The 12,456-nt window shown below is 64.8% G+C and carries 9 protein-coding genes and 1 pseudogene; 6 read left to right on the plus strand and 4 right to left on the minus strand.

The window, feature by feature from the left end:
- Window positions 1-706 precede the first annotated feature (706 nt).
- Window positions 707-910, plus strand: a pseudogene (locus JNA92_RS26185) (HAMP domain-containing protein); the annotation flags it as partial.
- A 153-nt stretch (window positions 911-1,063) separates the two neighbouring features.
- The gene (locus JNA92_RS26190; RefSeq protein WP_400626363.1) at window positions 1,064-1,768 is read left to right on the plus strand and encodes a methyl-accepting chemotaxis protein; all 705 of its coding nucleotides are present in this window, start codon (window positions 1,064-1,066) and stop codon (window positions 1,766-1,768) included.
- A 39-nt stretch (window positions 1,769-1,807) separates the two neighbouring features.
- Here JNA92_RS26190 and JNA92_RS20525 read toward each other — a convergent pair whose 3' ends face one another.
- Together JNA92_RS20525 and cra are read right to left on the minus strand one after the other, a co-directional pair.
- The gene (locus tag JNA92_RS20525) at window positions 1,808-2,584 is read right to left on the minus strand and encodes a TatD family hydrolase (protein ID WP_241806366.1); all 777 of its coding nucleotides are present in this window, start codon (window positions 2,582-2,584) and stop codon (window positions 1,808-1,810) included.
- Window positions 2,585-2,586: 2 nt separating this feature from the next.
- Complete coding sequence (cra, locus tag JNA92_RS20530) at window positions 2,587-3,582, minus strand: catabolite repressor/activator (protein WP_241806367.1); 996 nt, start codon at window positions 3,580-3,582, stop codon at window positions 2,587-2,589.
- A gap of 296 nt (window positions 3,583-3,878) precedes the next feature.
- Between cra and ptsP the strand changes: the two genes are divergently transcribed.
- The 3 genes from ptsP to JNA92_RS20545 are packed head-to-tail and all read left to right on the plus strand — an operon-like array spanning window position 3,879 to window position 9,415.
- Window positions 3,879-6,731, plus strand: a complete 2,853-nt coding sequence (gene ptsP, locus JNA92_RS20535; RefSeq protein WP_241806368.1) for a phosphoenolpyruvate--protein phosphotransferase — start codon at window positions 3,879-3,881, stop codon at window positions 6,729-6,731.
- Window positions 6,732-7,679, plus strand: a complete 948-nt coding sequence (gene pfkB, locus JNA92_RS20540) for a 1-phosphofructokinase (protein WP_241806369.1) — start codon at window positions 6,732-6,734, stop codon at window positions 7,677-7,679.
- Window positions 7,676-9,415: a PTS fructose-like transporter subunit IIB gene (locus JNA92_RS20545; protein ID WP_241806370.1), complete on the plus strand. Its 1,740-nt coding sequence runs from the start codon at window positions 7,676-7,678 to the stop codon at window positions 9,413-9,415. Before pfkB ends, JNA92_RS20545 begins: the two co-directional genes overlap by 4 nt.
- 282 nt (window positions 9,416-9,697) lie before the next feature.
- Here JNA92_RS20545 and JNA92_RS20550 read toward each other — a convergent pair whose 3' ends face one another.
- Window positions 9,698-9,919 (minus strand): DUF3820 family protein, encoded by a 222-nt coding sequence (locus JNA92_RS20550; RefSeq protein ID WP_012316204.1) that lies wholly within the window; start codon window positions 9,917-9,919, stop codon window positions 9,698-9,700.
- 201 nt (window positions 9,920-10,120) lie between these two features.
- On the opposite strand from JNA92_RS20550, the gene JNA92_RS20555 reads away from it, so the two are divergent.
- Complete coding sequence (locus JNA92_RS20555; RefSeq protein WP_241806371.1) at window positions 10,121-10,597, plus strand: ferritin-like domain-containing protein; 477 nt, start codon at window positions 10,121-10,123, stop codon at window positions 10,595-10,597.
- On the opposite strand, the gene JNA92_RS20560 is transcribed toward JNA92_RS20555, so the two are convergent.
- Window positions 10,594-12,090 carry a GGDEF domain-containing protein gene (locus JNA92_RS20560; protein ID WP_241806372.1) on the minus strand — a complete coding sequence of 499 codons (1,497 nt, stop codon included), beginning with the start codon at window positions 12,088-12,090 and terminating at the stop codon, window positions 10,594-10,596. The two genes, JNA92_RS20555 and JNA92_RS20560, sit on opposite strands and share 4 nt — an antisense overlap.
- Between the last annotated feature and the right edge of the window lie 366 nt (window positions 12,091-12,456).

Raw genomic sequence — 12,456 nt, forward strand, 5'->3', positions numbered from 1 at the left:
GCTCGGGCAGTCGGGCCAGGCCGGCGACCTGGAGTCGCGCATCGCTGCCTTGCAGGACAAGGTCCAGGCACAGGTGCAGGCCCTGCAAGGCCATGAGTCGGTTCCTCAGGCAAAGCTCGACGAGCTGGCCGGCGCTTTTGCCAGTGCCCAGGCCGAAACCTCTTTGCAGGCCAAGGTCGCCCTCTTCGACAAGTTGCTGGGCCAAGTACAGGTGCTGAGCAAACTGGTGGCCAGCCAGTCCGGCCTGAGCCAGGACAGCCAGGTTTCGGTGCGCCAGTTGAGCGAATTGCTCGGCACCGCCACCGCACAGGTGACTTTGGCCCTGGGCGAGGGCAGGGCGATGGGCGCCATTGCACTTGGCCGAGGGTTCATCGACTCGTCCGGCAGCGTGCGCTTCGAAGACCTGCTGCAGCGTCTGGAGCGTTTGGCGGCGGACTATGGCATGCGGGTGGATGAAGCCCTGGCCAGTGACCCCAGCGTCCCCGCGGCCATGAGCGCCGCTGCGCAGGCCAGCAAAGCTTCCGTCAAACAAGCCGCCGCGTTGTTCGAAGAGCGTGTGGTGGTCGCTGAAACCCTGGATGCGCCATGGCTCCCCTTCTATCAACAGGTGAGTGAGCTGATGGCTCACACCTACCAACTGAACGATCAAGTCCTTGGGCATCTGCAACTGCAGTTGCAGGAGCGTCTTGGCCAGCAGCGCCTGCGCATGGTCGCCCTGGTGGCGGTGCTGGCGGGCGTCTTCGCGCTGATCCTCTACCTCTACGGCGGCTTTTATGTGTCGACCCGCACGACGCTGCGCAAGCTGGGTGGCGCGATGGACAAGGTGGCGGCCGGTGACATGACGGTCAGTTTCAACGCCCACAGCCGCGATGAACTGGGCGAACTGGCGCAGGGCTTCAGCGAAACCGTGCGCCGGATCCGTTGCCTGATCGAGCAGGTTGGCCACACCGTTGTGGCGGTCGAAGCGCAGGCCGGGCAGGTATTGGCCGTATCGGCACGCAGCAGCCAGTCCGTGAGCGGCCAGCGTGAACAGATCGAGCAGGTGGCCACGGCGATGAACCAGATGAGCGCCACTGCGCAGGAGGTGGCGCGCAGTGCTGCCTTGGCCGCCGATGGTGCGCAGCAGGTCAATCACGAAAGTGCCAATGGCCGCACCTTGGTGCAAGAGCAGCAAGGCAGCATTGGCCGGCTGGCTGCCGAAATCGACCAGACCGTGTTGGCGATCAATCAGCTGGCTGACGACAGCCAGGCGATCAGCCAGGTCCTTGAAGTGATCCGCAGTATCGCTGAGCAGACCAACCTGTTGGCGCTCAACGCTGCTATCGAGGCGGCCCGGGCCGGTGAGCAAGGGCGGGGGTTTGCCGTGGTCGCTGATGAAGTGCGTACCTTGGCCAAACGTACCCAGGACTCCACTGCGCAGATTGCGCAGATGATCCAGCGTTTGCAGGACGGTGTCGGGGCAGCGGTTCGCGCCATGGGCAGCAGCCATCAGATGGCTGCGGGCACGGTCGAGGAGGCACGCCAGGTGCAACAGGCGCTTGGCAACATCCTTGGCGCGGTAGGCGGCATCGTCGAGCAGAACCAGCAGATAGCGGCGGCGGTAGAGCAGCAGACGGCGGTGGCCCATGACATTGACCAGAACATCGTGGCGATCAACCAGGCGGCGCAGGACACCTCGTTGGGCGCTTGCCAGACCGAGGATGCCAGCCGGGCATTGTCGGAGCAGGTGGTGGAGTTGAAACGCTTGATTGGCGCGTTCAGGGTTTAGCCAGTGCCGGCCTGTGCACGGGCCGAGCCTGTGCCAGGACTACCAGCCAAACAACTCACAGGCATTTGTGCTGCTGGCTTCGGCCAGCAACTGCACATCAATGCCGATCACCTCGGCCAATGCCTGGGCGATCTCTGGCAGATGCTCCGGGCTGTTTCGCTCACCGGCAAACATCGCCGGGGCCATGTCCGGGGCGTCGGTCTCCAGCACGATGCTCTCCAGCGGCAGGCGCGGCAGGGTCTTGCGCAAGCGCACAGCCTGCGGCCAGGTTGCGGCGCCACCCAGCCCCAGGCGGAAACCCAGCTTGATGTATTCGCGCGCTTCTTCGTAACTGCCGGCGAAGGCGTGGATGATCCCTGCCCGCGCCGGCTTGTAGCGCTTGAGCGTGGCGATTACCTGAGCATGGCTGCGGCGCACGTGGAGCAGGGCGGGCAGTTCGAAGTCACAGGCCATCTGCAATTGGGCTTCGAACAGCGCTTGCTGGCGCGCCTTGTCCAGCGTTTCGATGTAGTAGTCCAGGCCGAATTCGCCCACGGCGCATAGCCGCGGATCGCCATCCAGACGTTCAAGCCATTGACGCAACTGCACCAGGTGCTCGGGGCGATGCTGCTCCAGGTAGACCGGATGCAACCCAAGCGCTGCGCGCACGCGCTCATCGCTGCAGGCCAGGTCCCACACCCGCTGGAAATTGGCCTGATCAACCCCCAGCACGACCATGCGCTCCACCCCACGCCCCTGCGCACTGGCCAGCAGGCGCGTGCGGTCGGCATCGAAGTCGGGGAAGTCAAGGTGGGTGTGCGTGTCGATCAGGCGCATGTTCAGGCCACAGTGATACGTTGCTTGAAGGTTCTGGCGACGGCATGCACGCCGGGTTCGTAGCGTTTGTCCTCGATGGCCGCCAAGGCAAGCTCCAGGGCGGTGGCGGCGATCAGGCCGTGTTGCTGGGCCATGGCATTGACCGGCAGCGGCAGGAAATCGAGCAACTGGTTGTCACCGAAGGTGCCCAGGTGCAGCAGGCGCGAATCGGCCGGGCGCGCCTGCAGGGTGTCGAACACGCCTTGCAGCAGCACGTAGGACGTCGTGACCAAGGCATCCGGCAGGCCGCCCAGCTCGTCGATCAGCTGCTGCATCAAGCGCTGGCCGCATTCGCGGCTGAATGCCTCGCCCTGATAACGGCGCACGTCCCCGCTAAAACCCTGCATCGCTTCGTCGAAGCCGCCCGCACGGGCCTGGCTGACCGACAGCTCCGGGCGCGCGCCGATCAGCGCGATGCTGCGCGGTGCCGTGGCCAGCAGGCTATCGGCCAACTGGCGGCTGGCATCGCGATCATCGCTGATGACCGAACAGAAGTGTGCCGGGTTCAGGCGCCGGTCGATGGCGATCACCGGCAGGCCCTTGTCCTGCAGTTCACGGTAGCTGTCATCTTCCGGGGGCAGGCAACTGGCGACGAACAAGGCATCGCAACGCCGGGCACGGAACAGTTGCTGCAGTTGGCGCTCACTGTCGGGCCGGTCATCGCTGCTGGCGATCAGCAGTTGATAGCCACGGGCGCGGGCGCCTTGCTCCAGCTGCTTGGCAATGCGAGCGTAGCTGGGGTTTTCCAGGTCCGGCAGAATGAAGCCCAAGGTACGGGTGTGCCGGCTGCGCAGGCCCGCAGCCTGGGGGTTGGGCGTGAAGCCGTGGGCCTCGACCACCGCACGCACCCGCTCGACGGTGCTGTTGCTGATGCGCTGCTGTTCGGCCTTGCCATTGATGACGTAGCTGGCAGTGGTCACGGACACACCAGCCAGACGGGCGATATCGCTGAGTTTCACCGAATTTTCCTTGTTATTACCGGGGCGGGCTATACCACCAGACCGGGCAGTTTGACCCGGGCTGGTTGCCACGCGCAGACGACCATTGTCGCAATTGTCCGACAGGATGGGGCTTTTTCCCCGGAAGATTATCGAGTAACGTGGCCGCTTGGTCAGATTAAACGTTTCAGCTATTAATTTTTCTGCCTTGCCTGCCGCTCGTGCAAGGCCTTTGACTGGCTGAATACGTGAATTTCACAACAATACCTCAGTACCCGGTGCAAAAGTGCACGCAGGGGCTGCAAAAGGAGAAGGTCATGCTCGAGCTCGCCAAAGAGCAGATAGCCATGGGCCAGACGGCTACCGACAAAGGCCAGGCCCTGCGCCTGCTGGCGGATCGACTGGTCGCTGACGGCCTGGTCGCCGAAGGGTATTTGCAGGGCCTGCAGGCGCGCGAAGCGCAAGGCTCCACATTCCTGGGCCAAGGTATCGCCATCCCCCACGGCACGCCGCAGACCCGCGACCTGGTGTATGCCACTGGCGTGCGCGTGCTGCAGTTTCCTGAAGGCGTGGACTGGGGGGACGGGCAGATCGTCTACCTGGCCATCGGCATTGCCGCACGCTCCGACGAGCACCTGCGTTTGCTGCAATTGCTGACCCGCGCCCTGGGCGAAACCGACCTGGCCGAAGCCCTGCGCCGTGCCAGTTCCGCCGAAGCGCTGCTCAAGCTGCTGCAGGGCGCACCCCAGGCGCTGGCGCTGGATGCGCAACTGGTCAGCCTGAACCTGCCCGCCGAAGACTTCGACGAGTTGGCCTGGCGCGGTGCCCGCCTCTTGCAACGTGCCGGGTGTGTCGACAATGGTTTTGCGGCCGTGCTGCAGCAGGCCGAGCCTCTGCCCCTGGGCGAGGGGCTCTGGTGGCTGCACAGCGAGCGGCAGGTCCGTCAGCCTGGCTTGGCCTTCGTCACTCCCCAGCAGCCGCTGCGCTACCGCGACCAGCCACTGAATGGCCTGTTTTGCCTGGCCAGCCTCGGTGCAGCCCACCAGGCGCTGCTCGAGCGCCTGTGCGAGGTGCTGATCGAGGGGCGTGGGCAAACGCTTTACCAGGCCACCAGCAGCCGCGCGGTACTGGAGGTGCTCGGTGGCGAGACCGCGCCCGACTGGCCCAGCGCTCGTATCGTGCTGGCCAATCCACATGGCCTGCACGCCCGCCCGGCAAAAATCCTCGCGCAGTTGGCCAAGGGTTTCGAGGGCGAAATCCGCCTGCGAGTGCTGGACAGCGCGCAACCTGCGGTGTCGGTCAAGAGCCTGAGCAAGCTGCTCAGCCTCGGCGCACGGCGTGGCCAGGAACTGGAGCTGCTGGCCGAGCCGTCCATTGCCGCTGATGCTTTGCCAGCACTGCTGGCGGCAATCGAGCAGGGCTTGGGTGAGGACGTCGAGCCTTTGCCGAAAACCACGGCTGCGGTGAGCCCGGAGCCTGTCGAGGTGTTGCAGGCGCCGGCTGCCGGTAGCCGTATCCAGGCGGTGGCTGCGGCCCCGGGCATTGCCAGTGGGCCCGCCCACGTCTGCGTCGAGCGCGACATCGATTACCCCCTGCGTGGCGAATCGCCGGCGCAGGAGCGGGCCAAGCTGCGCCGGGCACTGGAGACAGTGAACGCCGAGTTGCAGGCCTTGGTGCAGCGCAGCGACAAGGCCGTTGGCGAGATCTTCGTCACCCATCAGGAAATGCTCGCCGACCCTGCACTGGCCGACGATGTCGAGCTGCGTCTGGCCCAGGGTGAGAGCGCCGCCGCCGCGTGGATGGCCGTTATCGAAGCGGCGGCCCGCGAACAGGAGGCGCTGCATGATGCGCTGCTCGCCGAGCGTGCCGCCGACCTGCGAGACATCGGCCGCCGGGTGTTGGCGCAGTTGTGCGGTGTGCAGACGCAGGCCGAGCCTGATCAACCCTATGTGCTGGTGATGGGCGAGGTCGGCCCCTCGGATGTTGCCCGCCTGGACCCGGCGCGGGTTGCCGGTATCGTCACCGCCCATGGCGGCGCAACCGCACACAGCGCGATCGTCGCGCGGGCCCTGGGCATCCCGGCGGTGGTCGGCGCGGGGGCGGCGCTGCTGCTGCTCGAAGCCGGTACGCCGCTGTTGCTCGATGGCCAGCGCGGCGTGGTCAGCGTCGCCCCGCCAGCCGATGAGCTGCAACGTGCGCTGGCCGAGCGCGACCTGCGCGAACAGCGCCTGCAAGCAGCCTGGGCCAACCGTCATGAGCCCGCGGTAACCCGTGATGGCCATGCCGTCGAGGTATTCGCCAATATCGGCCAGAGCGGCGGCATCGACAAGGTGGTGGAGCAGGGCGCCGAAGGTATCGGCCTACTGCGCACCGAGCTGATCTTCATGGCCCACTCGCAGGCGCCGGATGTCGCCACCCAGGAAGCCGAGTACCGCCGTGTGCTGGATGGGCTGGGCGGGCGACCCCTGGTCGTGCGCACCCTCGATGTGGGCGGGGACAAACCGTTGCCCTATTGGCCGATCGCTGCCGAGGAAAACCCGTTTCTCGGTGTGCGCGGCGTGCGCCTGACCTTGCAGCGCCCGCAGATCATGGAAGACCAGCTCAGAGCCCTGCTGCGCGCCGCTGATCAGCGCCCGTTGCGCATCATGTTCCCGATGGTCGGCCAAGTGCACGAATGGCGGGAGGCGAGGGCCATGGTCGAGCGCCTGCGTGAAGAAATACCGGTAGCCGACCTGCAACTGGGCATCATGGTCGAAGTGCCGTCCGCCGCGTTGCTGGCGCCACAACTGGCCCGCGAAGTGGACTTTTTCAGTATTGGCACCAACGACCTGACCCAATACACCTTGGCCATCGACCGTGGCCACCCCAGCCTGTCGGCCCAGGCCGACGGCCTGCACCCGGCGGTGCTGAGCCTGATCGACATGACCGTGCGCGCCGCCCATGCCGAGGGCAAGTGGGTAGGCGTGTGCGGTGAACTGGCCGCCGACCCGCAGGCGGTGGCGGTGCTGCTGGGCCTGGACGTGGACGAACTGAGCGTGGCCGCGCGCAGCGTTGCCGAAGTCAAGGCACTGGTTCGCCAGGCCGATCACCAGACGGCCCGCGCCCTGGCGCGCGAGGCCCTGCAACAGGACAGCGCCGCAGCGGTTCGCGCGCTGGTGGAGCGTTACTGAATGGCCAAGATCCTTACCCTGACCCTGAACCCGGCGCTGGACATCACCGTAAGCCTCGATGCGCTGCGCCCCGGGCACGTCAACCGCGCCCAGGACCAGCACAGCCATGCCGCGGGTAAAGGGTTGAACGTGGCCCAGGTACTGGCCGACCTCGGGCACAGCGTGACCGTCGCTGGTTTCCTGGGCCAGGACAACCTGCAACCGTTCGAGGCGTTGATCCAATGGCGCGGCTTTGCCGATTGCTTCGTGCGTGTGCCGGGCGAGACACGCAGCAACCTCAAACTGGTCGAAGCCGATGGCCGTGTGACCGATATCAATGGCCAAGGCCCGCAGGTCGATGAGGCTGCTTGCGAGGCCCTGCTGCGCCTGCTTGAGCAGGTGGCTCCCCAACATGACGCCGTGGTGGTGGCGGGGAGCCTGCCACGCGGTATCAGCCCTGATTGGTTCGCCCGGTTGCTCGAACAGCTCAAGGGCCAAGGCCTGAAGGTTGCCCTCGACAGCAGCGGTGCGGCCCTGCGCGCCGGCCTGGACAGCGCCCCTTGGCTGGTCAAACCCAACACCGAAGAACTGGGCGAAGTGCTTGGCCTTGACGTGCACAGCGCTGCCGAACAGCAGGCTGCCGCCCAACGGCTGCTGGCCACGGGTGTCGAGCATGTGGTGGTGTCGGCAGGGGAGCAGGGCGTCAGCTGGTTCACGGCTGGCCGCACACTGCACGCCCAGCCACCGCAAGTGCGTGTTGCCAGCACGGTCGGCGCGGGCGACTCGCTGGTAGCCGGCATGGTTCACGGCTTGCTGCTGGCTGAGGCGCCTGGGCATACCCTGCGCCGCGCCACGGCCATCGCCGCCCAGGCCGTGACCCAGGTCGGCTTCGGTATCCGTGACCGCGAGCAACTGGCGCGCCTGGAGGCCGCCGTGCAACTGACAGAACAACAAGAGGCTCGCCGATGAACATTGCCATTGTCACCGCCTGCCCGAACGGCCAGGTATCCAGCGTGCTGAGTGCGCGCCTGCTGGCCGCTGCTGCCCAGCGCCGCGGTTGGAAAACCTGCGTGGAAGTGCAGGATGCCGAACATCCCGACCGCCAACTGAGCGCCGCGCAGATCGCGGATGCCGACTGGGTGCTGGTTGTCAGCACCGGGCCGGTCGACCTGGCCCGCTTCGCCGGCAAGCGTTTGTTCCAGAGCACACCGGCGCAAGCGCTGGCCGACCGTGAAGGTTTCCTCGACGAGGCGGCGGCGAAGGCCCAGGTACAGGCCGTTACTCATCAGGCCGAACAGCCGATGGCCACTGCTGGGGCCAAGGTCGTTGCGGTCACTGCCTGCCCGACTGGCGTGGCGCATACGTTCATGGCAGCCGAAGCGTTGCAGCAGGCAGCGCAACAGCTTGGCTATCAACTCACCGTAGAAACCCAAGGTTCGGTCGGTGCGCGTAACCCGCTGTCGGCCCAGGCCATCGCCGAAGCCGACGTGGTGCTGCTGGCTGCCGATATCGAAGTGCCCACCGCGCGTTTTGCCGGTAAGCGTATCTACCGTTGCGGAACCGGCATCGCCCTCAAGCAGGCCCGTGCCACGCTGGACAAGGCCCTGGCCGAAGCCAAGGTGGAAAGCGCAGCTGACACTGCAGCCGCTGCAAGTGCCGGCAAGGGCGAGAAAACCGGTGTTTATAAACACTTGCTGACAGGTGTTTCGTTCATGCTGCCGATGGTGGTGGCAGGCGGCTTGCTGATCGCTCTGTCGTTCGTCTTCGGTATCGAGGCCTACAAGGAGCCGGGCACCCTGCCGGCGGCATTGATGCAGATCGGCGGCGAGGCTGCATTCAAGCTGATGGTGCCGTTGCTGGCGGGGTACATCGCCTGGTCCATCGCCGACCGCCCGGGCCTTGCGCCCGGCATGATCGGCGGGCTGCTGGCCAGCACCCTGGGGGCCGGTTTCATCGGCGGTATCGTCGCGGGTTTTCTCGCCGGTTACAGCGCCAAAGCCATTGCCCGCTGGGCACGCCTGCCGAGCAGCCTCGATGCACTCAAACCGATCCTGATCATTCCGCTGTTGGCGAGCCTGTTCACAGGCCTGGTGATGATCTATGTGGTCGGCCAGCCGGTGGCCGCCATGCTCGAAGGCCTGACGCAGTTTCTCGACAGCATGGGCACCACCAACGCCATCCTCCTGGGGCTGCTGCTTGGCGGGATGATGTGCATCGACCTGGGCGGGCCGATCAACAAAGCGGCCTATGCCTTTTCGGTAGGGCTGCTGGCATCCTCGAGCTACGCGCCGATGGCGGCGACCATGGCGGCGGGCATGGTGCCGCCGATCGGCCTGGGCATCGCCACGTTCCTGGCCCGGCGTAAGTTCGCCCAAACCGAGCGCGAGGCCGGCAAGGCCGCTCTGGTGCTGGGTTTGTGCTTCATTTCCGAAGGCGCCATCCCGTTCGCTGCCAAAGACCCGCTGCGGGTCATCCCGGCAAGTATCGCCGGCGGCGCGTTGACCGGCGCGCTGTCGATGTACTTCGGTTGCAAGCTGATGGCGCCCCATGGCGGGCTGTTCGTGCTGCTGATTCCCAACGCGATCAACCATGCGCTGCTGTACCTGCTGGCCATCGTCGCGGGTAGCCTGCTGACAGCGGTGGTGTATGCGCTGATCAAAAAGAGCGAGCGGGTGGAAATGGTCGTGGCGCCGGCCAAGGGCTAGGTGGTTCGACCATCACTGGCCTCAGCGCGGGTACGCCGGCCCGCCAGGTACACCAGTCCTCTTCAGGGCAAGGGTTGGATCGGTGGCCAGCTTCTTGGGGGCAGTCCAATCGCGCCAGCTTTTAGACGTTGAGCAAGCCAGTTGCTTGCACAGGTACAACGCAGGTCTAAGGAGCTGCGCGGTCGGGGTGGGAGCCGGCTTGCCGGCGATGGGCTGCGCAGCAGCCCCCATAGCCCAGATGTAGCTCGACGGGACCCACGCGCATCTGGGTGCGCAACAGGCTCAGCGCCGGTGCTTTTGCCGCAGCGGCACCAGCAGATCCCCCAGGCCGTTGTGATCGACCTCGTGCATCAACGCCAGCAACCCGCCCAGCTCACCCGCCGGAAACCCCTTGCGCGCAAACCATGCCAGGTAGTCACCCGGCAAGTCGGCGATGATCCGGCCTTGGTATTTGCCAAAGGGCATGGTGCGGATTACCAGCAGTTCGAGGGTTTCCGGTTTCATCGGTAATACCTGGCAGTAGACGTGCGCCGACCATACTGCAATCTGCACGAGCACCCAAGCGGCAATCATGCATAACGCCATTTTCCATGGTTTCCACTCTTCAAGCAACTTATTGTTTTTTAAGCTTTTTTATTTATTCGTCGGTTTGGCACGAAGGCTGCTCCTGTTTACATGACTATTACCTGCCAAGGAGTTTCAGCCATGAGCGATCTCAACAAAGACGTAATCCACGTGCTTAACGACCTGATCGAGTACAGCAAGGACGGCGAGAAAGGGTTCAGAACTTCGGCTGACGATGTGAAGAACCCGGAGCTGAAATCCTTCTTCGCCCAACGCGCTGGCGAGTGCGGCAATGCAGCGAGCGAACTGCAGAGTGAAGTGCGTCGCCTGGGCGGCGACCCGGAAACCTCCACCAGCATCAGCGGCGACCTGCACCGCGGCTGGGTGAACCTGAAGTCGATGGTTACCGGTAAGGATGACGAGGCCGTGCTCAACGAAGTCGAACGCGGCGAAGACCATGCCCTCAAAGCCTACAAGGAAGCCCGTGAGAAACTGGTCAAGCTGGGCCGTTCTGCCACCGACCAGAGCTATATGCTCGTTGAAAAGCAACTGCAGGGCGTACAGCGTAACCACGACCAGGTGAAGGCACTGCGCAACGCCGCACGCGCCCGCTCCTAAACCTCAGGGCCCTCTACCCGGTTTCGGCCCTTGGCTTTGGCCCGGTAGAGCGCCTCATCCGCGGCCCCCAGCATGGTCGCCAGATCTTGCTGGGTGCCGGGGGTGTGGACGCTGATGCCGATGCTCACCGTCACCGCGTGGGCATCATCGGCAAAGGGGGCCAGTGCCGCGACATGGGTACGGATCCTTTCCGCCAGCAGACGGGCACCGGACAGTTCGGTTTCCGGCAAAACCACTTGAAATTCCTCCCCCCCGTATCGCGCCGCCAAGTCTGCCGGGCGTCGTATGCACTGTTCGATCGTCTTGGCCACTTCACGTAACGCATGATCGCCCCCGGCGTGCCCGTGGCGCTGGTTGAATGCCTTGAAGTGATCCACATCCACCATCAGCACGGCCAACGGTTTACGGTTGCGCTGGGCGCGCGCCCATTCCTGGCGCAACACCTGATCCAGACGGCGGCGGTTGGCCAGGCCGGTCAGGCTATCGGTTGCCGCCAATGTGGCCAGGCCCTGTTCAGCCTCATGCCTGCGGCGCAATTCGCGACCCAGCAGCAGGGTAAGCCAGAGAATACCGATGCACAGCACGCCGGTGGCGATACTGACCACCACCGCCGTGCGGCGCCATGACTGGAACACCTCATCGCTTGAGTGCACCACCAGTACGATCAACGGCAGGTCGGCGACCCGGGCGAAGGTGTACATGCGCTGGGTGCCATAGAAACTGGAGCGGGCTGTAAAGCTGCCGCTGCGCTCGCCGAGGATGCGCTTGAAGTTGGGCCGGTCGGCGACGCTGGTGCCGATCAACGGGTCTTGGTCGCGTTGTGGCTGGCGGGCGAGCAGTTGGCCATCGACGTTGAGCAGGTTGATGCTGCTTTCATGGCCGATATCAAGGCGCTGGAACAGTTCGTTGAAATAGGAGAGGCGCAGGGCGCCGGCGGCCAGCCCGGCAAAGCTGCCATCGGCTGCGGGGATGCGCCGGCTGAAACTGATGCACCAGTCAAGGTCGCCGAGCCGCGCCTTGAATGGCGGGCTGATCAACAACCCCAGGTCAGGGTTGCGGCGATGGGCCCGGAAGTCGAAGGTATCGGCGAAATTGGCTTGGCGTGGGGTCACGCTGGTGGAGTCGGCCACGACGTCGCCATTGGCATTGAGCCAGAGAATATCGCCGCGCACCGGGGCCGCGAAGGTCTGGTTGAAAAGGATCTGCTGGCGCAGGCTGGGCGTGACCTGCAGCAGTTCGGGGTGCTGCACGGCCCAGATCAGCCCGCGCAGGGATTGGTCATAAAGTTCGACGTTGCGCAGAATGTCGCTTTCGATCAGTTGGACGATATTGCCGGAGGAGCGCATGGCCGATTGCTCGACACTCTCGCGCTCACGCCCCAGCAGGTAACCGACGATGCCCACGATGGCGAGCACGGCGATGCAACTGCCCAGATTGAGGATCAGTTCGGGGTGCGACCTGTAGAGGGCGAGACGCGGTAATCGAGTGGGCATTCGCGCTACTGCTGAGGCAGGGCCGGTTGCGGCGGGCAATATTCTAGGGAAGTGGTGATTGTCGGACAAGATTTGTCCGACGGAATCGAGCAGGGGGCTGCTGCGCAGCCCATCGCCGGCAAGCCGGCTCCCACCGCGACCGCGCAGCTCTTCAGGTTACGCTTTGCCAATTTCCAGAAGTAGACGCCCGTCCTGTGGTAGGAACTGCCATGCTCACCTTCTAAAAGCTGGCGCGGTCCCTGGACTGCCCCCAAGAAGTTGGACACCAATCCAACCCTTGGGGGATCTATGGGTAAGTACACCGAGCAATTCAAGCTCACAGCGATTACAGCCTACCTGGATGGCAGCAACGGTTTCCGAAAGGTG

Origin of the sequence: Pseudomonas putida (genome assembly GCF_022627325.1) — a bacterium.
GTDB lineage: Bacteria > Pseudomonadota > Gammaproteobacteria > Pseudomonadales > Pseudomonadaceae > Aquipseudomonas > Aquipseudomonas putida_X.